Source organism: Rhizobium sp. CF142, from assembly GCF_000281145.1.
Taxonomy (GTDB): Bacteria; Pseudomonadota; Alphaproteobacteria; order Rhizobiales; family Rhizobiaceae; genus Rhizobium.
Genome location: NZ_AJWE01000047.1, coordinates 1 through 19,327, shown reverse-complemented (window position 1 = coordinate 19,327; position 19,327 = coordinate 1). Strand labels below are relative to the sequence as shown.

The 19,327-nt window shown below is 60.3% G+C and carries 20 protein-coding genes; 8 read left to right on the top strand and 12 right to left on the bottom strand.

Going from position 1 to position 19,327, the window contains the following annotated elements:
- Window positions 1-25 precede the first annotated feature (25 nt).
- Window positions 26-1,753 (bottom strand): rhomboid family intramembrane serine protease, encoded by a 1,728-nt coding sequence (locus PMI11_RS12320; protein WP_007817287.1) that lies wholly within the window; start codon window positions 1,751-1,753, stop codon window positions 26-28.
- A gap of 400 nt (window positions 1,754-2,153) precedes the next feature.
- On the opposite strand from PMI11_RS12320, the gene PMI11_RS12310 reads away from it, so the two are divergent.
- Window positions 2,154-3,287: a transporter substrate-binding domain-containing protein gene (locus tag PMI11_RS12310; RefSeq protein WP_007817285.1), complete on the top strand. Its 1,134-nt coding sequence runs from the start codon at window positions 2,154-2,156 to the stop codon at window positions 3,285-3,287.
- 59 nt (window positions 3,288-3,346) lie between these two features.
- On the opposite strand, the gene PMI11_RS12305 is transcribed toward PMI11_RS12310, so the two are convergent.
- Window positions 3,347-3,562: a hypothetical protein gene (locus tag PMI11_RS12305; protein ID WP_007817282.1), complete on the bottom strand. Its 216-nt coding sequence runs from the start codon at window positions 3,560-3,562 to the stop codon at window positions 3,347-3,349.
- A gap of 134 nt (window positions 3,563-3,696) precedes the next feature.
- Entirely contained in the window at window positions 3,697-4,401 is a 705-nt protein-coding gene (locus tag PMI11_RS12300) for an SDR family oxidoreductase (protein ID WP_007817280.1), read from the bottom strand.
- Between the two features lie 117 nt (window positions 4,402-4,518).
- Here PMI11_RS12300 and gcvA point away from each other — a divergent pair, with 117 nt between their 5' ends.
- Window positions 4,519-5,412 (top strand): transcriptional regulator GcvA, encoded by an 894-nt coding sequence (gcvA, locus tag PMI11_RS12295; RefSeq protein ID WP_007817278.1) that lies wholly within the window; start codon window positions 4,519-4,521, stop codon window positions 5,410-5,412.
- A 120-nt stretch (window positions 5,413-5,532) separates the two neighbouring features.
- Window positions 5,533-6,651 carry a metallophosphoesterase gene (locus tag PMI11_RS12290; RefSeq protein WP_007817276.1) on the top strand — a complete coding sequence of 373 codons (1,119 nt, stop codon included), beginning with the start codon at window positions 5,533-5,535 and terminating at the stop codon, window positions 6,649-6,651.
- On the opposite strand, the gene PMI11_RS12285 is transcribed toward PMI11_RS12290, so the two are convergent.
- Window positions 6,648-7,481 carry a helix-turn-helix transcriptional regulator gene (locus PMI11_RS12285; RefSeq protein ID WP_007817274.1) on the bottom strand — a complete coding sequence of 278 codons (834 nt, stop codon included), beginning with the start codon at window positions 7,479-7,481 and terminating at the stop codon, window positions 6,648-6,650. The genes PMI11_RS12290 and PMI11_RS12285 overlap by 4 nt on opposite strands.
- A gap of 181 nt (window positions 7,482-7,662) precedes the next feature.
- Here PMI11_RS12285 and PMI11_RS12280 point away from each other — a divergent pair, with 181 nt between their 5' ends.
- Complete coding sequence (locus tag PMI11_RS12280; RefSeq protein ID WP_007817272.1) at window positions 7,663-8,562, top strand: SDR family oxidoreductase; 900 nt, start codon at window positions 7,663-7,665, stop codon at window positions 8,560-8,562.
- A 3-nt stretch (window positions 8,563-8,565) separates the two neighbouring features.
- On the opposite strand, the gene PMI11_RS12275 is transcribed toward PMI11_RS12280, so the two are convergent.
- Window positions 8,566-9,534, bottom strand: a complete 969-nt coding sequence (locus PMI11_RS12275; RefSeq protein WP_037071228.1) for an SDR family NAD(P)-dependent oxidoreductase — start codon at window positions 9,532-9,534, stop codon at window positions 8,566-8,568.
- Between the two features lie 49 nt (window positions 9,535-9,583).
- Window positions 9,584-10,342: an SDR family NAD(P)-dependent oxidoreductase gene (locus PMI11_RS12270; protein WP_007817267.1), complete on the bottom strand. Its 759-nt coding sequence runs from the start codon at window positions 10,340-10,342 to the stop codon at window positions 9,584-9,586.
- A gap of 160 nt (window positions 10,343-10,502) precedes the next feature.
- Here PMI11_RS12270 and PMI11_RS12265 point away from each other — a divergent pair, with 160 nt between their 5' ends.
- Window positions 10,503-11,093: a TetR/AcrR family transcriptional regulator gene (locus tag PMI11_RS12265; protein WP_007817263.1), complete on the top strand. Its 591-nt coding sequence runs from the start codon at window positions 10,503-10,505 to the stop codon at window positions 11,091-11,093.
- 18 nt (window positions 11,094-11,111) lie between these two features.
- Here PMI11_RS12265 and PMI11_RS12260 read toward each other — a convergent pair whose 3' ends face one another.
- Complete coding sequence (locus tag PMI11_RS12260; RefSeq protein WP_007817261.1) at window positions 11,112-11,633, bottom strand: winged helix-turn-helix transcriptional regulator; 522 nt, start codon at window positions 11,631-11,633, stop codon at window positions 11,112-11,114.
- Window positions 11,634-11,723: 90 nt separating this feature from the next.
- Here PMI11_RS12260 and PMI11_RS12255 point away from each other — a divergent pair, with 90 nt between their 5' ends.
- Together PMI11_RS12255 and PMI11_RS12250 are read left to right on the top strand one after the other, a co-directional pair.
- On the top strand, window positions 11,724-12,365 hold the full coding sequence (locus tag PMI11_RS12255) for a dihydrofolate reductase family protein (RefSeq protein WP_007817259.1): 642 nt from the start codon (window positions 11,724-11,726) through the stop codon (window positions 12,363-12,365).
- Between the two features lie 200 nt (window positions 12,366-12,565).
- A complete protein-coding gene (locus PMI11_RS12250) occupies window positions 12,566-13,435 on the top strand; it encodes a bile acid:sodium symporter family protein (RefSeq protein WP_007817257.1) in 870 nt (289 codons plus the stop codon).
- Between the two features lie 59 nt (window positions 13,436-13,494).
- Here the strand turns inward: PMI11_RS12250 and PMI11_RS12245 are convergent, their stop codons facing one another.
- From PMI11_RS12245 to PMI11_RS12230, 4 genes are all read right to left on the bottom strand, one after another.
- A complete protein-coding gene (locus PMI11_RS12245; RefSeq protein ID WP_051034567.1) occupies window positions 13,495-15,249 on the bottom strand; it encodes an acetolactate synthase 3 large subunit in 1,755 nt (584 codons plus the stop codon).
- 397 nt (window positions 15,250-15,646) lie between these two features.
- The gene (locus PMI11_RS12240; RefSeq protein ID WP_007817253.1) at window positions 15,647-16,090 is read right to left on the bottom strand and encodes a pyridoxamine 5'-phosphate oxidase family protein; all 444 of its coding nucleotides are present in this window, start codon (window positions 16,088-16,090) and stop codon (window positions 15,647-15,649) included.
- A gap of 16 nt (window positions 16,091-16,106) precedes the next feature.
- Complete coding sequence (locus PMI11_RS12235) at window positions 16,107-16,697, bottom strand: DUF1003 domain-containing protein (protein ID WP_007817251.1); 591 nt, start codon at window positions 16,695-16,697, stop codon at window positions 16,107-16,109.
- Window positions 16,698-16,774: 77 nt separating this feature from the next.
- Window positions 16,775-17,017, bottom strand: coding sequence for a hypothetical protein (locus tag PMI11_RS12230; protein ID WP_007817248.1), 243 nt, complete (start codon window positions 17,015-17,017; stop codon window positions 16,775-16,777).
- Between the two features lie 680 nt (window positions 17,018-17,697).
- Here PMI11_RS12230 and PMI11_RS12225 point away from each other — a divergent pair.
- Window positions 17,698-18,387 carry an alpha/beta fold hydrolase gene (locus tag PMI11_RS12225; protein ID WP_007817246.1) on the top strand — a complete coding sequence of 230 codons (690 nt, stop codon included), beginning with the start codon at window positions 17,698-17,700 and terminating at the stop codon, window positions 18,385-18,387.
- 48 nt (window positions 18,388-18,435) lie between these two features.
- Here PMI11_RS12225 and PMI11_RS12220 read toward each other — a convergent pair whose 3' ends face one another.
- Window positions 18,436-18,981, bottom strand: a complete 546-nt coding sequence (locus PMI11_RS12220) for an AAA family ATPase (protein ID WP_007817243.1) — start codon at window positions 18,979-18,981, stop codon at window positions 18,436-18,438.
- Window positions 18,982-19,327 lie beyond the last annotated feature (346 nt).

Sequence of the window (19,327 nt, the reverse complement as noted above, 5' to 3'; positions counted from 1 at the left end):
CACGGTCGCGCAGAGACGGAAGCAACTATCGCGCGTTGAGCTTCCCCAGCTCGCCCTGCGCGCCGCTATATTCCATGTAGGTCTTCGGGCAGGTCGACAAGGCAGTCTCAAAATGCTGGCGCGCCTCCTGAACGATCCCGCCGAAGAGATACCATTCGCCATTGTAGAATGCGGCTTCGCAGCGCTGATTATCATCGCCGGCTTTGGCCATTAGCTCATCCGGATTCAGCTCGCCCAGAAAAAGACTATAGACGGGGTAAGGCCACGTCGATTGGTCCATTTGATGGGCAGCAACCACAAGATCCTCGGTCGCCTTGATATCATTACCTCTGCTCTGAGCCAGAAAACGCCAAATATTATAGTAGGGAGCGACTTTGGTATCCTCGGCAGCGGAGGCTGCGAAGCCCGTCGCTGCCCGCTGATAATTGCCTGCGAAATAGTTCGCCATCGGGTCATCGACCATAAACTGCCGCAGGTTGCTGATAGGCCAGAGCGAAAGAACTGCAACGATGACGAACAGCGCGCTGAAGGCAACCGCAGCCGCACCAAAACGAGGATTCGGGCGCTCACGCGGCCAGAAAACGACGAGGAGTAGCGCTAGCGCTGCTCCTGCCAACGCACCGCCAAGATGCCCGGCATAATCGATATGCTCACCGTTCTTGGCCCCGAAAATAATGGGCAGGAGCGAGGGAACCAGGATTTGGATAGCCCCCATCTGGAGAGGCTGTGCAAGCGGAGTGGATCGAAAGCGAATGCTGACAGCGATAACTGCCGCAAATAGCCCCACGATGCCACCCGATGCGCCGACACCAACGATATCTGGCGGATTGATCCAGACAGATACAATCGATCCGCCAAGAGCACTGATGAAAAATATCGCTGCAAACCAGCGCCAGCCAACCAGCCTTTCAAAAATCCCTCCTGCAAACCATAGGGAAATGCAGTTGACCGCCAGATGGAGAGGGCTTCCATGCAGGAGCGGTGCGGTAAACAGCCGCCACCACTCGCTGTCAGCTATAATGCTTGGCCGAAATGTCCCGCCGAGAACGAGAAGCGTTCGCGTGCTTGGAGAACCGGCCTTCGGCATATCGACACCGAAAACGAGTTCGCAGACGTAAACGGCTACCAATATCCCGATGAGAGCATAGGTAAAGAGCGGACGCCCGGGACTGTTGACAGCCGGTTCCGGCGCGGCGACCTCATCCTCGGGTTCAATCGGCTCCTCCTCCAGCCGTGCCCGACGCTCGGCCTCGTGGGCTTCGGATGCCAACTCAATCAATTCATCGAGGATTTCATCAGGATCCCCTTTGAGAAGTTTCAAAGGGATGCCAACCTGATTGCGTGAGCCAATCGACCCAGGAGACAATCTTCTCCTCGTGAAGCTCTTGGCAACTATTGGATCAAGGTGAAGAACTATGTTGTCGAAGCCTTTACCCCGCAGCCTGTCAAAGCTTCGGACAGCCGACCACGGCACTACTTGATTGGGAAAAATCTGCAGACGGAGCCCAGCCGTCGACATGACGAGGCCCGCCTTTGTCGAGAAGAGCATTGACAGCAAAAACAAAACCACGATGCCACAGAACGGCACGACCAGGGCCGCAAAGCAATAAACGGCCAGAAGGTTTGCGCCTCGCGGCGGGTTAAAGCACAGCAATATGCATCCCACGGCCACAGCAAAGAAAATCAGGAGTATGATAAACAACTTACCTTTTTTGTATGCGTATTCCGATCTGCGCAATTCTTCCGGCTGCATTTAAAGTTCTCATTCGAAATGTACTCACTGCATCGGCGCTCGCACAGAAAAAAGACGCAAGCGACTCTGTTCAGAGAGTAGATCTATCTACTTAAGATAGCATTTCACAAGAATTTCAGGGCTACAAGAGGCGCGAAATTGCCTTCAGAGGACGAACTCAGTTCGAAGGTCATGTAACCTGCGCAGTGTGCTGGGCCTGCTGGCAGGTTCCTCACCTCGCCGACCGTAAATCGACGTTGCATTTACCGTTGCGTACTTGTCGGATGCCTGCAGTCGTTGAGGATAAACCGGTCGTCGCTGCAGCCGATCGCCGCATTCGGGCTTGCCTTCGGCATGGCCGCCCATACCTCTGGCGGCCAACAGGTCCTCGGACGGAGCAATCAGAAGCGGGAGAAGGTGCATGACAGCGACCATCACTTCCTCGCCCGGCATCGGCAGATATCGGAACCTGTGGGTCTGCACGTTGCTGTTTCTCTCCTGCCTCGGCATATCCCTGCCGCACGAGGCCCTCGCCGCCCCGCCCGAATTTCCAAATCGCGAACTGGTGGTCGGCACCAAGGAGGCCCCACCCTTTGCCATGAAAGGATCGGATGGCAGCTGGACCGGCCTGTCGATCGAACTCTGGCGGCAGGTCGCGGAGAAACTCGGGCTCAAATATCGGCTGGTCGAGGAACCCTCGGTGCAGAGCCTGCTCGAGGCAACAAAGCGCGGCGACTACGATCTCTCCGTCGCCGCCATCACCATCACGGCCGACCGGGAGCGCAATGTCGATTTCTCCCAGCCATTCTACAATACCGGCCTCGGCATCGCCGTCTCCGTCCACAGCGCTTCCGTCTGGTACGAGATCACCCAGACGATGACTTCCCTCGGTTTCCTGCAAGCGGTCGGCGCCCTCATCGGCATCTCGCTGGCGGTCGGCGCCTTGATCTGGCTCTTCGAGCACCGCCATAACGAGGATTTCGGCGGCGGCGCAGCCAGGGGGCTCGGCGCCAGCATCTGGTGGTCGGCCGAAGCGATGACGCAGGCGAGTACCGGTCATCGCGGCCCGAAGACGCTCGGCGGGCGAACGCTCGCAATCCTCTGGATGGTCATGTCGATCATCACCATCGCCGTCTTCACCGCAAGCGTTACCTCCGCACTCACGACGCGCCAGATCAGAGGACTGGTCAATGGTTCAGAAGACCTGCCGCGGGTGCGCGTCGGCGCCGTGTCGGGATCGGCGACGACAGGATTTCTCGATGAAGAACGCATCAGGCACCGGGATTTCGCCAATGTGCAGGATGGCTTCAGGGCGCTGACATCAGGCTCCATCGATGCCTTCGTCTACGATAAGCCGCTGCTGGCCTGGACGGCCGAACAGCAGTTTGCCACCAGCGTGCAGGTGCTGGACACGGTCTTCGAACCCCAGAATTACGGCATGGCGATGCCGGCCGGCAGCCGCTATCGCAAACCCATCGATGTCGCCATTCTCGAAGCGATTCATGACGAGGCATGGAAAGAGACACTGTTCCGGTATCTCGGCGAGAAGAAATGATCGACCCGGCCAGCTGGTTCAGTCTGGTGTCCGGCGCGGTTCAGCCCCTCCCATCACGCCTACCAGTTACCCGGATCGGCAGTATGATCGACAGCGGCGAATTCATCCGCCTTTGCCCGATCCAGCGTCACAGTCCTCGTCCTCTTCGTCTCGTCCGCGACCAGATAACGAAGCGGCGCCGCATCCCTGGCGAGTTCCTGATAGAGGAGAAGCGCGGCCTCCTCGGCGCTATCGGCCTCGATCTCGCGCGTGATGGTTACTGTGAATTTGTTCATGGCATCTGGCCTTCTCGATCGTCGCGGGCATGGGCGCAATGTCCACCGCCTGACAATAGGCTGAGAGCCGAATAGTTCAAGCTACCCTGCCCTCGACGACCAGCCGCCCGCCATCGAGCGTAAGCAGCACGCCCTCAAACCGAGCGCATCAACCCGCCATCCACCTTCAGGCTCTGGCCGGTAATATAGCCCGCCCCATCCGACACAAGAAACGCGATGGTCGCCGCCACTTCCGCACTCGTGCCGTAGCGCTGCATCGGCACGGTTTCGCGACGCTCCTCGGTCGCCGGCAGGCTGTCGATCCAGCCGGGCAATACGTTGTTCATGCGGATATTTTCGGCCGCATAGGTATCGGCAAAGAGCTTGGTATAGGCGGCAAGGCCGGCGCGGAAGACGGCCGAAGTCGGGAACATCGTCGACGGCTCGAAGACCCAGGCCGTCGAGATATTGACGATCGCGCCCTTCTTCTGCGCCTGCATGATCGGCGTCACCAGCCGCACCGGGCGGATGACGTTCATCAGATAGACGTCCATGCCCGTATGCCACTGCTCGTCAGTGATCTCGTTGAGCGCTGCGCGCGGCCCATGGCCGGCGCTGTTGACGAGAACGTCGATGCGGCCCCATTCCTTCATGGCGGAATCCACCAGCCGCTTCAGATCGTCGTTCGACTGGTTGGAGCCGGTCACGCCGACACCGCCGAGCTCCTTGGCAAGCGCCTCGCCCTTGCCCGACGAGGACAGGATCGCGACCTTGTATCCGTCACCCGCGAGCCGTCTTGCGCTCTCGGCCCCCATGCCGCTGCCGCCTGCCGTGATAACAGCCACTTTTTCTACTGACATGCCCAGTGCCTCCTGAAGTGATATCGCCGATTGATGGATGTTCCTGCAGACGATACCATGTCCATCGCGCGAGAGCGAAACAGTTCTCCTCTTTTATGGCAGTAGAAAAACTACTCGATGAGCGATATCCCGGGAAAGCTTCCCTCCCTCAATGGCCTCAGAGCCTTCGAAGTCGCGGCGCGCCACCTGAACTTCAGGCTCGCCGCCGAAGAGCTCGGCGTCACGCAGGGCGCCGTCGCCCAGCAGGTTCGCGGGCTCGAAGCGCAGCTCGGCTTGCCCCTGTTCGAGCGGCTTCCCCGCACGCTGGCGCTGACGGCCGAGGGCCGACGTTATATCGCCGATATCAGGCGCGCCTTCGAGATCATCGCGCGGGCAACGGACGAGCTGAAGCCGCAGGCGATCAAGCTCACCATCAGCACGACGCCGACCTTTGCATCCAAATGGCTGATCCCGCGCCTGCCTGACTTCACGGCTCTGCACCCCGATCTCGATCTGCATATTCTGGCGACCGAGCGCATCTCGAATTTCGTGGTCGATGGCGTCGATCTCGCCGTCCGCTATGGCCGCCCGCCCTTCGGGCCGGGCCTGAATGCCGAGTTGCTATTCGAACAGGAAGTCATTGCCGTCTGCAGCCCGCTGCTGCTTGCCGGCAGGAATGCACCGCGCACGGCCGAGGACCTCTCTGCCTATCCGCTGCTGCACGATGCCCATAATCTCTGGCCTGAGTTCGTCGAGCGTCATCTCACCAACAGCAGGAGCGCCTCCTTCAAGGGCATCAGCTTTTCGCAGACCGCGCATGCCATCGAGGCGGCGATTGCCGGTCAGGGCATCGTTCTCGCCAATGGCGGCTTCGTCGCGGAGGATCTGGCGAGGGGCCGGCTGGTGCGTGTCTTCGAAGCCAGGCTGCGCGGCCCTTCGGATATCTATCTCGTCTGGCCTCGCTACCGGAAATCTCCTGCGCGGGAAACCGTGATCGGCTGGTTATTTGCCGAAGCACAGAAGGCAGGCTGAGCGCTCACACATGGGCTGGCGGACGTGAAGAACAACGAGCCCCTTGCGCAGGACGCCGGAGACACCAGATTCAATCTCTTCATTCCCTCCGATAAGCATTGATAATCACAGGCCTATTTAATGTTCCATTTCATTCTCGGGCTTCCCTGGCTGGTCGTCCTCCTCCGCTTCATCCTGCCCCTGCCGTGGATATGGCCTGCCAAGGCGCTGCTTGCCGGCGTGCTTCTCATCGCCTCCCAGCAGGTACTGCTGAACCGTCTCTCGTCAGGTTCCGTCTTCGCGCCCGAATATCCACGCCCGCTGATTATCGTGCTGAATTTCCTCTTCGGCGCGACGCTCCTGCTGGCCGTCTTCCAGATCGCGCTGGATGCCGTCTCGCTCGTCCTTGCTCTTGTCGAGGGACAATTTCCGGTCGTGCCCCCTGAGATCCGCTATATCATCGGGCTCGCGGCCTTCGGCCTGGCCGCTTTTGGCGTGGCCGGAGCCGTGCGCATTCCGCCCGTGAAGAATGTCGAGATATCAATCCGGGACCTTCCCGAAGCCTTCGACGGGTATCGCCTGCTGCAATTGACCGACCTGCATCTCAGCCGCCTCTTTCCGGCGTCCTGGGCCGAAGCGCTCGTGAAGAAGGCCAATGATCTGAAAACCGATCTGATCGTCGTGACGGGCGATTTCATCGACGGCCGTCTCGAAAAGCGCCGTGCGGATGTCGCCCCCCTGGCAAAGCTTGAGGCGCCCGATGGCATCTTCGCCATCCCCGGCAATCACGAATATTATTTCGGCTACGACGATTGGATGCGGCACGACGCCAGTCTTGGCATGCGCATGCTGATGAATGAACACGCCGTCATCGAGCGTGAGGCGGACCGCATCGTCATTGCCGGCGTGACAGATCTTGCGGCCTTCGGCAGGTCGATGCCCAATCCCGATCTTGCCGCGGCGCTGAAAGACGCTCCGGCCGAAGCGCCGGTCATTCTCCTCGATCATCAGCCGAGAATGGCAGCCGAGACCGCCAAGAGAGGCATTGCGCTGCAGCTGTCCGGCCATACCCATGGCGGCATGGTGTTCGGCCTCGATCGCCTGGTCGCCCGCGCCAATGGCGGTTTCGTCTCCGGCCACTACCACGTCGGCGGCATGCAGCTCTACGTCAACAACGGCACCGCGCTCTGGCCGGGCTTTGCGCTCAGGCTCGGCCGCCCCTCGGAACTGACGGTATTCACGCTGCGTAGACGCGCCTAATCCCGCTCGGCTTTTGCATCTCTCACCATCAGGCGAATACGCTCGGCGAGATCGGGATCGACGGGATTATAGACGACCATGTTGAGATCCGGCCTGCCGTCGATTGCAAAGCCGGAATATTCAAGCTCAATATCGCCGAGAACAGGATGTCTCAGCCGCTTGGTTCCCTCGCCATGGGCGATCACCTCGTTCTCCTCCCAGATCCGCTTGAACTCGGCGCTTGTGCGGCAAAGCTCCTCCACCAGATCTGATATTTCCGAAGTCGCCCCCGCCCGCGCCGCATCCGCCCGGAAGGCCCCGACGACGAAACGCGCCATCGCCTCCCAATCGTGCTGGACGTTGCGGACACCAGGGTTGGAGAACAGCAGGCGCAAGACGTTCCTGTCTTCAGGCGCCAGCTTGCCGTAATCGGTCATGACGATGGTGGCCGCGCGGTTCCACGCCACGATATCCCAGGCAGCCGTGCGCACCAGCGCCGGGCTCACCTCAAGCGTGTCGATGAGACGCTGCAGGCGCGGACTGATGCCCTCGATGGCGCGGTAGCGCACTTCCGGCGGCCGGCCGAGACCGAGAATGAACAGATGCTCGCGCTCGGGCTCGGTCAGCATCAGCCCGCCTGCGATCCGGTTCAGCACATCGGCTGACGGTGCGCCGCCGCGCCCCTGTTCCAGCCATGTGTACCAGGTCGGGCTGATATTGGCGCGCTGCGCCACCTCTTCGCGCCTGAGCCCCGGCGTGCGTCGACGCCCCGAAAAACCGAACACCGCCGGATCGAGGCGCGAGCGGCGGTCGCGAAGGAAGATGCCAAGCGCGTTGCTGTCGGTGCCCATGCTGTTCCTGTTAGCCATTATAATAGGATAATGTCACTACTTTAACAGCATAAACTATAGCGCAATAGTGGGGTCTGTAAAGCATGTCGCGCAAAAGTGTGAAGCGGTTTTGCGATAACGACATGCGAAAAAACAAGGACTTAAAGCGTGCAACGGCACGCTTTGAAACAAGGAGATACCCATGCGCATTTTCCTCACCGGCGCCACCGGCTTCATCGGCTCGGCCATCCTGCCCGAACTCCAGAAGGCCGGCCATCATGTCATCGGTATGACCCGCTCGGATGCCGGCGCCAAAGCGCTGGATGCGGCGGGCGCCGAAGTCCACCGGGGAGTGCTGGAAGAGCCTGAAAGTGTCCGGAGCGGCGTCGAGAAGGCAGACGCCGTCATCCATACCGCTTTCGACCATGACTTTTCCCGGTTCGTCGCGAATTGCGAGAAGGACAGCCGCATCATCCACGCCATGGGCGAGGCACTCAAGGGCTCGAACCGCCCTCTCCTCATCACGTCAGGCACCGGCATCGGCAACGCCCATCTCGGCGAGCCCGCGAGCGAGGATGTCTTCAACATCGAGCATCCCAACCCGCGCATCGCCTCCGAGCTTGCCGGCAACGCCCTGCTCGACCAGGGCGTCAACGTCTCCGTCATGCGCCTTCCGCAGGTCCACGACACATTCAAGCAGGGTCTGATCTCGCCGCTCATCGAGATCGCCCGCGAAAAGGGCGTCTCCGCCTATGTCGGCGAAGGCCGCAACCGCTTCCCCGCCGGCCACCTGCTCGATGTCGCCCTGCTCTACCGGCTCGCGATCGAAAGAGCCGAGCCTGGCGCCCGCTACAACGCCGTTGCCGAGGAAGGCATCACGACCCGCGAGATTGCCGAAGCCCTCGGCCGCGGCCTAAAGCTGCCGGTCGTCTCGGTCGCGCCGGAAAAGGCGGCCGAGCATTTCGGCTGGATGGCGATGTTTGCCGGCCTGGACTTCCCGGCCTCCAGCGAAAAGACCCGCCGGGTCCTTGGATGGAATCCGACAGGTCCCGGCCTTATCGCCGATCTCGACGCGATGGATTACGGCAGCGTGGCGGCCTGATCCTTAAGAGGCAGCGCCTATCAACTCCTCGCTTCTCGCCCAGAGTTGTTTGGCCTTGCCAGCATCGAGCGCATACGACCTGACCCCGTCGGCAAAAGGACTGGGCGTATCGTTGAACGGCGCGACCGCACAATCCTCGAGATAACGGCCGCCGATCGCATCCTTGTCAGAAACGACCGCGGCCCAGACCGAGGTTGCCGCCGCCTGCGTAATCTCCTTCAGTTCCGCAGGCGCAAGACCCGCTTCGGCGCGCGCCTTGCCGACGGTTTCCAAAAGACCCTGCAACTCCTCCGGCGAAAAATTCCGGGGAAGATCGGTGATGCTGTTGCCGGGCATTACCGAAGTAGCCCGGATGCCGCGATCACGATGCCGCCGATCAAATTCCACTGCGAAGAGAGCGTTCGCCGTCTTCGACCGGCCATAAGCGACAAACGGCTGATACTCCTGGTGCTCGAAATTCGGATCGTCGAGATCGACATCGGCGACGCGATGCGCCTGCGAAGACAGCACCACCAACCGCCCATTATCGGCAATGAGCGGCGCAATCCGGTCAATCAAAACAAAATGCCCGAGATGGTTGGTCCCGAACTGGATTTCGAAGCCGTCGACCGTCCGCCCGAACGGCGTTGCCATCACCCCGGCATTGGCGATGACGGCATCGAACCGCCTGATGTCAGCCAGCAGCCTGTCCGCGCCGACCCGAACGCTCTGCAGCGATGCCAGATCGAGCGCGATCAATTCCAGACTGCCGCCGCCTTGCAAAGCCGCGTCTCGAACCGGCGCAGTGGCCGGCTCGCCCTTGGCGAGATCCCTGACCGTTCCGACGACGCTGGCACCGTGAGAGACGAGTGAGCGGGCTGTTTCGAGCCCGATGCCCGACGATACGCCCGTGACGAGAAATCGCTTTCCCTTGAGATCGACACCGGAAAGCACTTCGTCGGCGGTCGATTTTGCACCAAAGCTCTTGGTCATCTTCTTTTCCTTCAACTGCGTGAGTGAGAATTCCATCCTGATCCGGCAGTCAGATCGCGAGGCCACCGGCCACGTCGATCACGCTGCCGGTCATGTAGCCTCCATGAGGTCCGGCCAGATGGCAGATGAGCGCCGAGACTTCCTCAAGCGTCGCGATGCGGCGAATGGTGTGCAGGTTCATGAGGGCGTCGGGCACGCCATCACCCAGCACTTCGGCAGACATGTCGGTCGGCATCACACCGGGCTGGATGACGTTGACGGTGATGTTGCGTCCGCCGAGATCACGGGCGACGCCCTTCGCATAGCCGACGATAGCCGCCTTCGTTCCCGCGTAGTCGGCAGCACCGCCGAACGGCACATGGGTACCAAGGAGAGAGCCGATGAAGATGATCCGGCCGCCATCCGACAGCACGGGTGCAGCCGCGCGCGTGGTCGCCACTGCGCCCATCACGTTGATCTGCCACTGGCGATCGAGATTGACCGTGTCCAGATCGGGATCATCGACCGTCTTGCCCTGCACCGCGATCGCCGCATTGTTGACGAGAATGTCGAGCTTGCCGAAATAGGCGATCGCCTTATCGACCAGCGGCTTGGCCGCCGCCATATCGGCCTGGTCGCTCTTGATCGCCAGAGCCCGCACACCCTTCGCCCGCAGCTTCTCGACCACAGCCTCCGCCTTTTCTGCGGAAGCGACATAGCTGATCGCAACGTCTGCGCCTTGATCGGCAAGCGCCTCCGCCGCAGCAGCACCAAGCCCGCGCGAGCCGCCGGTCACGAGCGCAACCTTGCCCTTCAGAATATTCGACATGGGAATCCTTTCTACACACCATCGGGGCACTGCCCGCCCTCAGCGAGCGGAAGCGCCACTTTTTCGTAACGACCGTTACCGTAATGACTGGTATGAAATGTAGACAAAGCCTGTCAAGTGGTTTAATAACGATCATTATGAAATTGGCCGAGCTGATCTGATGGGACGCCATCGCGAATTTGACGTGGAAAAAGTACTCGATGCGGCGCTATGCGTTTTCTGGCGCAAGGGCTACGAGGGCACGTCCTATGCTGACCTGACAGAGGCTGCCGGCGTCGAGAGGCCCGCCCTCTATTCCGCCTTCGGCAACAAGGAAGCGCTCTTCCGGCGGGCACTGGATCGCTATTCCGAGCGATATCTGGATTATCTTCCGGAAGCGCTAAAGCTCCCCACATCGCGCCAGGTCGCAGCCCACATCCTCTACAATGCGGTCGACCTCAACACGCGTTTTCCCAATCATACGGGCTGTCTCGGCATCAATGGCGCCGTGGCGGGATCGGATGAAACCGAACCCGTGCGACAGGCGCTGATCGATTTTCGCGCCGCTGGCCAGGCACAGCTTCATGAGCGCTTCGAGCAGGCAAAGGCAGAAGGCGATTTGCCGGAAACGGCCAACACGGAGGCGCTGGCGGCATTCGTCATGGCAATGACCCACGGCATGGCGGTGCAGGCCAAAGCCGGATTCAGCCGCGATATGCTGAACGCCGTTGCCGATCAGGCGCTTTCCACTTGGCCGGCAAAATCAGCCTGAACCTCGGCGGTCAAAAACCTATCCCCGCGCCACATCCATCCGGGCGCGCACTTCCAGAAACGCCGCCGTCAGCCGCGCCAGAACCGGCGATTTGACTGATCCATTCGCCCCGCCGATCGGATCGTCGATATGGATCCTCCTGAGATCCTCCATGAACTCGTCCCAGAGCGGCTGCCCGCCCTCCTCCAGCAACTCCGCGCGGATGCTGAGATCCTCACTGACCGGCAGATGCTTGCGCCCCCAAGCGCCGATCATCGCAAACATCGGCACGAGTTGGATCGAGGCTTCCGTCAGGCTGTAGATCGACTTCTGGCTGTGGGAGGGATCATCGAGCTTGGTAATCAGCCCGTAGGACATCAGCCGCTTGAGACGTGCCGCCAGAATATTGGAAGCGATACCCTCCTCCGACTGCGTCAGGAGCTCGCGAAAGTGACGGCGATTGCCGAACATGATATCCCTGATGATGACGAGGCTCCATCGATCGCCCAGCACCTCCATCGTCAGGTTGATCGGGCAGCCCGACCGTATTTCGATATTCATATCCGACTCCGTGGGAAAAACCAGTTGCATCATAGGATCGGTTATGCAACAACTCAACCGATTTCAAAATGCAATCAGATGGAGGCTGACATGGCACGTGTACGTGTTGCTGCATTTTCCCTTTCTATCGATGGCTTCGGCGCCGGCCCCGACCAGAGCCTTGAAAATCCCCTCGGCAAGGGCGGCATGGCGGTGCACCAATGGTTCTTCCCCACCCGCACCTTCCGCACCATGATCGGCAAGGACGACGGCACGACAGGCGTCGATGACCAGTATGGCGCGGCAGGCATGGCCGGCTTCGGCGCCTTCATCCTCGGGCGCAACATGTTCGGCCCTGTCAGGGGCGAATGGCCGGACGAAGAGTGGAAAGGCTGGTGGGGGCCGAACCCGCCCTATCACGCGCCGACCTTCATCCTCACCCACTATGCCCGCGAGCCCATCGTCATGGAAGGCGGCACCACCTTCCATTTCATCACCGGCGGCATCGAGGAAGCGCTTGAAAAAGCCAAGGCCGCGGCCGGCGAAAAGGACGTCAAGATCGGCGGCGGAGTCAGCACTGTCAGGCAATATCTCAAGGCCGGCCTGATCGACGAGATGCATTTCGCCATCTCCCCGGTCGTCCTCGGCAAGGGTGAAGCCATGTTCGAGGGTATCGATCTGCCGGCGCTCGGCTTCTCCGTCAAATCCCACGAGATGACGGAACTCGCCACACACGTCGTGCTGTCGAAATAGGGCGCGAGAGACCACCCCCGGAGCACCTGCCGGCCGCGATCGAGCGTCCGGTTTTTACAAGACGGCGGCAGGCATCACAGGCACGAAGCCGCCATTGCCGGGCATTTACCGTAACGTACTTCCGCAGCCCGCTGTTTTTCCCTACCGATCGATCCGCGCAGTCAACACGGCACACGATCAACCCGGCCGGGAGAGCAGCAATGACATTTGCGGACTTTGTCACGCTCGCTCTGAAGGCCAGCCTGTTCCTGATCGTTTTTGCGCTTGGGCTGCGGGCAACATTCAGCGACGTCACGTATTTGCTCGCCCGCCCAGTGCTGCTGTTCAAATCCATCCTGTCGATGAATATCGCGATGCTGGGTTTCGCCCTCGCGGCAGCGTCCTTCTTTCCGCTGCCCCTGCCGCTCAAGATTGCTCTCATCGGCCTTGCAATGGCCCCGGTTCCACCGATCCTGACGATAAGGCAGAGGAAAGCGGCCGGGACATCTTCCTACGCGATCAGCCTGTGCGTCACGGCGTCTTTTCTGGCCGTCGTCCTCGTTCCGCTCGCCATCGCACTGGCGGACGTCGTCCTTGGCGAACGCTACCAGATGCCCGCCATCCGTGTCGCGCCGATCGTCCTCGTCTCTGTCATCCTGCCGCTCGTGCTCGGGATGCTGGTCGAGCGCTTTTCCCCCGCCGTTGCGCGGCAGTTCGTACAACCGATCGCAAGACTCGGAACCGGCCTGCTCATCCTGGCGGCTGTGCCGGTCCTCATCGTGACGCTGCCTGCGACCTGGGTACTTATCGGCAACGGGCTCATCCTGTCTCTTGCGCTTTTTACCGCTTTCGGTCTGCTGGTCGGACACATCATGGGCGGGCCGCATGCCCATGATCGCGTGGTTCTGGCGCTGGCGACGGGCGCGCGCCATCCCGGCGTCGCAATGGCAATCGCCGCCTACAATTTTCCTGACGAGAAGGCGGCGGTGGCCGTGGTGCTGCTGCATGTTTTCATCGGCGCGCTGGTCGCGATACCCTATCTGAAATTCGCCCGCGTCAACGCCGCACAGACAGAAAGCCTCGACACGTAATATCCTCCGTCAGGCGCATCGGCCGATGCTCTCAACACCGGCCGATGCAGCGGAACGGCTCAAACCAGCCCTTGGCTGAAGCCGAATTCGCCCTCCGCTTCCGCCGCGCGCACATCCTCGCCAAACAGCATGTCATTGTGCGGCTGGCCGCTGCGGACCATCGGATAGACGTTTTCGAGCGCCGCGACCCGGCAGTCGAACAGAACAGGCCGGTTGATGGCGATCATCTCCCTGATCTTCGCATCCAGCTCATCCGGCCTCTCGCAGCGCAAGCCCACTGCGCCATAGGCTTCCGCGAGCATGACGAAATCCGGCAGCGAAGCGGAGTAGGATCGATCCCGTCGGTTGCCATGCAGGATCTGCTGCCATTGCCGGATCATGCCGAGCTGCGCATTGTTCAAGATGAAGATCTTGACCGGCGCCTGATGCTGCATCGCTGCCGAAAGCTCCTTCAGCGTCATCTGCACCGAGCCATCGCCGACAATGCCGAGAACCAGCCGCCCGGGATGGGCAATCTGCGCCCCGATGGCCGCGGGCAACCCGTATCCCATCGTGCCGAGCCCGCCCGAGGTGAGCCATCGGTTCGGCGCCTCGATTCCGAAGAGTTGTGCTGCCCACATCTGATGCTGGCCGACATCAGTCGTCACGATCGGGTCGAGATCGGTGGTCAGCGCATGCAGCCGCTCCAGTGCATATTGCGGCATGATCTCGTCCCGGCGCCTTTCATAGGCAAAGGAGTTTCGCGCCCGCCACTCTTCGATCTCGGCCCACCAGCCCGCGAGCCGCCGTCGCTCAGGCGCTTCGGGAAGCGCCCGCCAGGCTTCGATCATCTCCGAAAGTATCGCGGCCGCATCGCCCGCGATCCCGATATCAACTGATACATTCTTGTTGATCGAGGATGGATCGATATCGATATGGATCTTCTTCGAACCGGGCGAGAACTTGTCGACGCGCGAGGTGACGCGATCGTCGAAGCGCGCTCCGACAGCAATCATCAGATCGCAATCATGCATCGCCATATTGGCTTCGTAGGAGCCATGCATGCCCGGCATTTTCAGCCAGTTCGGTCCTGACGCGGGATAGGCGCCAAGCCCCATCAGCGTCGAGGTAATGGGAAAGCCCGTCAGCTCCACCAGTTCACGTAGCAGGCGCGAGGCCTCCGGCCCGGAATTGATGATGCCGCCGCCGGTATAGAGGACTGGCCGCCTCGCCTGCGCCATCATCGCAACCGCCGCCGCAATCGCCTCGCGATTATCGCCCGCCTGCGCCTGATAACGCGCCGGCACCGAAATCTCCTCCGGCCCGACATAAAGCCCGCTCGCAAACAGAACGTCCTTCGGCATATCGACCAGAACCGGCCCCGGCCGGCCCGATGTCGCGATCCTGAAGGCGAGATGGATCGTCTTCGCGAGATCATCGATGTGATCGACGAGGAAATTATGCTTGGTGCAGGGCCGCGTGATACCAACCGTATCGCATTCCTGGAAGGCATCCGTGCCGATCAGCGTCGTCGGCACCTGCCCGGTCAGGCAGACGAGCGGAATGGAATCCATCAGCGCGTCCTGCAGCGCCGTCACCGCATTGGTGACACCAGGTCCTGAGGTCACCAGCATGACGCCGACCTTGCCGGTCGAGCGGGCGTAACCTTCGGCCGCATGGCCCGCACCCTGCTCATGGCGCACGAGCAGATGCTTGATCTCATCCTGCTGAAAGATCTCGTCATAGATCGGCAGCACCGCAGCGCCGGGATAGCCGAAGATGTGCTCGACGCCATTGTCGCGCAGCGCCTGCAGAACGATTTCGCCGCCGTTCATCAGGCGGCCAGAGGGAATATTCGCGGAAGTCTCGGAAGAATTTTGGGTAAAGCTAGCCTTATCGCCGGTCATAGCAATTGTTCCGTCGTTGATGGGGTGATTGGGGTGCGACGGGGCATAAAAAAAGGCCCCGTCAGGGACCTTGTGTTCGGCGCATGGGTGGCTAATGCCGGACGGTTACACCGTCCTGCCCATGCGCGATATCACCACGACGAGAACCATTGCGATTTTCATGGGCGTAAGAGCTAACCGCAATTTTGCGCTCCGTCAATCGCATCTGTGCGTTCGGCCCGACCCGTTGTTCGTCCTGTCAGATGTTGATGGCTGATGGGTTATCGATCCGGCTTGGCTGCCGGGGCGTTCCCAGCCGGCAGGCGAAACATGCCGCGCGGGACCGTCAGATCGTCTCCCGTCCAGAGAGCACCTCGATCGAAAGGCTGAAGAAGATCGGGGCGTCCAGCGGCTCATCCGTATCGGCGCCAAAATTGAAAGATCCGGGCTCCCACCAGAAGGCACGCTTTTCCAGAAGCGACCATGCATGGATGCGTTCATCTCGGTGCGCGGGCGTATCCGTCAGCTCCTCGAAACGACCGTGAACGAGGACGCTTTTCCACTTTCTGTCCTGGCCGAACTCTTCGGCATGGAAACTGGCCAGGGGGTTTGCCCTGAGACGGTCGATCTTCAGGCCGGGCATGGAAAACATGAACAGCCGGCGTCCTTCATAGGCGTAGTGAATGGGAACGATATAGGGATATTGCTCACCGCTGCACCCGAGATGGCCAAACATGTGGCTCGCCAGAAACTCGATGCAGGCATTATCGGTCATTTCTCGCAGCTGCATGCTAGCCTCCGGTACTTTAAAGGTCCTGCCGTTGCTGACCCGGCGGGCCGAGCATCAATTTCGTCAGAAGCGCGATCTGCTCCTGCTGCTGGGCGACGAGCGATTTCAGATCGGTATTTCTGAGCTCGTCGAGCTTGTCATGCAGCGCCATGATTTCGATCTCAGCCTTCAGATTGACCTCGTAGTCGTGCGCAGCATCGACCCGGTCTTTGGCGGCATGCCTATTCTGGCTCATCATGATGACCGGCGCCTGCACGGCTGCCAGCATGGAAAGGATGAGATTGAGGAAGATGAAGGGATAGGGATCGAAGGCGCGGGTTGCGGCCAGCAGATTGCCGGCGACCCATACTGCAAGGACGATCCCGAAGAGGATGATGAAGGTCCACGAACCGCCGAATTCCGCCACCTTGTCGGCCAGCCGCTGCGACGGTGTCAGCTTTGCATCGAAGGACTGATTGGAATCATGGGCAATCGCGTGCCGGGAGATCAGTCGCCGGAAGACTGCCCGTTCGCGCTCGGTTAAGAGCTCGAAAGGCTTGCCGAGGTACCTGTTCGCGCCGGAACCGATTGCCTCGTCGGAGATTTCAGCAACAGTGCCGGCCGACATGATATTCTCCCGTCAAATGCACCGGCCGGCACCGGACCACGACATATGGCCGATCAGCCGCCGGCATTGATCCCAGATTACGGTGTCACTTCGGATTGCGATGTCACATCGAGGGAATCTTCGATACGCTTCAGGTGGTAGATAACGCGTCTCTTGCGATCGTAGAGCCTGCCCAACAGGGCATTTTCGACATCCAGCGGCCTCCCCGTCAGCCGCAGCCTTTTAACGACGATTTCCTGGCCGGTGATGCGCTGCTCCACCTTCACGGCGTGGAGCCTTGCGAACCTCAGATCTTTTTTTCCATATCGTGCCGATTGCATATCTATCTCCCAATCATTTTCGTTATCCGCGCCTGACCGAGGCGCTGTTCTTTGCGGCCATTGCCCCCTGGGAGGTCGACGGCACGAACGTTATGATCCGCGCTTCTGCAGCAGGTTCCCCGCCTGTTCGATGGGTGCCGGCCGAAAGTCAAATTCATAGATAGAAAAACAAATCATAGCACGTTCTTCGATTATTCTCATAAAATAAATATTATATATCGAAATTAGAGACTTTTCTAAAATCAGAAAATAAAATAGCGAAGAAAATCGCGTCACATTATACGAACAATCTTCCTTTTGTCTCTGCACGCTCCGGAGACTGCGCAACAATTCTACGTTACAGCGCCTGTTATCTTCGACGAAAAACGCCATGAAGCCGTCACCTGGAATTGGGGTGACGTGTGTTGGACTCTCATAGCCGCTAGAGCTATCGCAGACAGGCAGGCCGCCAATCGCGTCTCTGCATCCCCTATTGCTTATGGCATCGGCTGAGCAATATCCGTTGCTGTCGCTACCGGCATGCCGTGCAAACGTTGGCGACAAGATCATCCGATGCCTGCATTCGTCTCATGCATATCGCACGGCGCGTCTATCCATTCCCCAGACTGAACCAGAAGACTGAACCGGAACATTGCCCCCAGAAACTCACAGGCCAGAAACTCACAGGAAGGAAGAATGTCATGACCATAAAGACAGTCGTTCTCGTGCATGGTGCTTTCGCCGACGGCTCTTGCTGGGTGAAGGTCATCCCTTTGCTTGCAGCGCGCGGGCTGAAGGCGATCGCAGTTCAAAATCCGCTCAGCTCGCTTGCGGATGACGTGAAGGCAGCCCATCGCGTAATTGAAATGCAGGAGGGTCCCGTTCTGCTCGTCGGCCACTCCTGGGGCGGCGCCGTCATTACCGAGGCGGGCAATCATCAGCAGGTCAAGGGCCTCGTCTATATCGCAGCCGGGGCACCCGATACCGGCCAGTCCTTCAATGACTGGTGGAAGGACTATGAACCCGCTCCCGGCGCCGCCGAGATCAAGCCTTACGGCGAAGGCTATGTGGCGCTGACGCATGATGGTGTTCGCAAGCACTTCGTTCAGGACCTGCCGGCAGCCGAAGCCGATATCGTTTATGCCACCCAGGGGCCGCTCGCCGTCGCCTGCTTTGGCGCCAAAATCAGCCGGGCCGCATGGCGTTCCAAGCCCTCTTGGTACCTCGTTGCGGCCAAAGACGAAACCATCCCGCCGGCCGTGGAACGCGATTCCGCCGCGCACATGAAGGGCGAGACGCTTGTCCTGCAAAGCGGCCACGTCCCCATGCTGTCGCAGCCCGAAGCGGTCGCAGACTTTATCGCCAGTGCCGCGGCCGCGATCGACGCCTGATATTTCCCGAGGGCGCGGCTTTGGTCGCGCCCTCGCAGGGAAACTTTCTCAATCGAATGTCGCCTGCACGATCCATGCCTCTTCTTCGCTCGGAATATCGAAGCCTTGCACATATTTCGCGAGCAGCTCGTCCGTTATCGGAAACGCGGCATTTGCATCACGTCGTGCCGAGCGTTCTCTCAAACGGCCGCGCAAAGTCGCTTCCTCCACCAGAAGATAAATGATGCGGCAGCGGTGATCACGGGCTTCGACAAGCCCACGGTAGCGGGTGCGAGCCGCCGCATTCCAGAAGGCAAAATCGATCACTGCCTTCGTGCCGCGCATGAGCTGGTCTTCAAGGCGGAGCCGCAGCCGCGTCTCCGCGGCGGCCTGCAGATCGGCATAGGCGGCCTCCGGATAATCGACGCCAAAACGCCCGTCATGCCGCCAGACCTCTTCGTCGATCGAGAAACGCTCACATCCGAGCGCCTCCAGCCGTTGTGCAAAGGTCGTCTTGCCGGAACCTGCCAAACCGCACATCATGAACACGATCCGCGGCTCGGTTCGTACCAGATCTTCGGCGGCAGCCACTGCCTGCCGATAAGACATCACCATCCGAAACTCGCCTCCTGCGATCCTGATCGGCGACGGAACCTCCGCGTTTGACCCTGTGCCTCACGCCTCGACTGACGAGAGCCGGCCGCCACCTATGTGCGTATTTCTATCCCTCTGAACTTGCTCACACAATGCGTCAGCAGCGGACACACTTTCCGTCAATTGCCCATGAGAAGGCCATCACCAGGGGATAGCGCCCTGCTCGCTCTGGCAAATGCCTTTCAGGTCGTGCCCTTGAAGCAAAGCCATTCGCACCGGAAAAGCCGCAGCCTCCGAGGGCGTGCGGTCGCCGCGGTGGCCGCTGAGGTCGGTAGCCACAAGGCCGGGGCAAGCCGATACGGCGGGG

What these genes read in the sequence shown, in the direction of transcription:
- PMI11_RS12305 (WP_007817282.1), bottom strand. Translation starts at nt 3,562, where the DNA reads ATGAACAAATTCACAGTAACCATCACGCGCGAGATCGAGGCCGATAGC.
- PMI11_RS12225 (WP_007817246.1), top strand. Translation starts at nt 17,698, where the DNA reads ATGACCATAAAGACAGTCGTTCTCGTGCATGGTGCTTTCGCCGACGGC.
- PMI11_RS12285 (WP_007817274.1), bottom strand. Translation starts at nt 7,481, where the DNA reads ATGGGCACCGACAGCAACGCGCTTGGCATCTTCCTTCGCGACCGCCGC.
- PMI11_RS12235 (WP_007817251.1), bottom strand. Translation starts at nt 16,697, where the DNA reads ATGTCGGCCGGCACTGTTGCTGAAATCTCCGACGAGGCAATCGGTTCC.
- PMI11_RS12260 (WP_007817261.1), bottom strand. Translation starts at nt 11,633, where the DNA reads ATGAATATCGAAATACGGTCGGGCTGCCCGATCAACCTGACGATGGAG.
- PMI11_RS12230 (WP_007817248.1), bottom strand. Translation starts at nt 17,017, where the DNA reads ATGCAATCGGCACGATATGGAAAAAAAGATCTGAGGTTCGCAAGGCTC.
- PMI11_RS12275 (WP_037071228.1), bottom strand. Translation starts at nt 9,534, where the DNA reads ATGACCAAGAGCTTTGGTGCAAAATCGACCGCCGACGAAGTGCTTTCC.
- PMI11_RS12255 (WP_007817259.1), top strand. Translation starts at nt 11,724, where the DNA reads ATGGCACGTGTACGTGTTGCTGCATTTTCCCTTTCTATCGATGGCTTC.
- PMI11_RS12240 (WP_007817253.1), bottom strand. Translation starts at nt 16,090, where the DNA reads ATGCAGCTGCGAGAAATGACCGATAATGCCTGCATCGAGTTTCTGGCG.
- PMI11_RS12300 (WP_007817280.1), bottom strand. Translation starts at nt 4,401, where the DNA reads ATGTCAGTAGAAAAAGTGGCTGTTATCACGGCAGGCGGCAGCGGCATG.
- PMI11_RS12310 (WP_007817285.1), top strand. Translation starts at nt 2,154, where the DNA reads ATGACAGCGACCATCACTTCCTCGCCCGGCATCGGCAGATATCGGAAC.
- PMI11_RS12245 (WP_051034567.1), bottom strand. Translation starts at nt 15,249, where the DNA reads ATGAACGGCGGCGAAATCGTTCTGCAGGCGCTGCGCGACAATGGCGTC.
- PMI11_RS12280 (WP_007817272.1), top strand. Translation starts at nt 7,663, where the DNA reads ATGCGCATTTTCCTCACCGGCGCCACCGGCTTCATCGGCTCGGCCATC.
- PMI11_RS12320 (WP_007817287.1), bottom strand. Translation starts at nt 1,753, where the DNA reads ATGCAGCCGGAAGAATTGCGCAGATCGGAATACGCATACAAAAAAGGT.
- PMI11_RS12265 (WP_007817263.1), top strand. Translation starts at nt 10,503, where the DNA reads ATGGGACGCCATCGCGAATTTGACGTGGAAAAAGTACTCGATGCGGCG.
- gcvA (WP_007817278.1), top strand. Translation starts at nt 4,519, where the DNA reads ATGAGCGATATCCCGGGAAAGCTTCCCTCCCTCAATGGCCTCAGAGCC.
- PMI11_RS12270 (WP_007817267.1), bottom strand. Translation starts at nt 10,342, where the DNA reads ATGTCGAATATTCTGAAGGGCAAGGTTGCGCTCGTGACCGGCGGCTCG.
- PMI11_RS12220 (WP_007817243.1), bottom strand. Translation starts at nt 18,981, where the DNA reads ATGGTGATGTCTTATCGGCAGGCAGTGGCTGCCGCCGAAGATCTGGTA.
- PMI11_RS12290 (WP_007817276.1), top strand. Translation starts at nt 5,533, where the DNA reads ATGTTCCATTTCATTCTCGGGCTTCCCTGGCTGGTCGTCCTCCTCCGC.
- PMI11_RS12250 (WP_007817257.1), top strand. Translation starts at nt 12,566, where the DNA reads ATGACATTTGCGGACTTTGTCACGCTCGCTCTGAAGGCCAGCCTGTTC.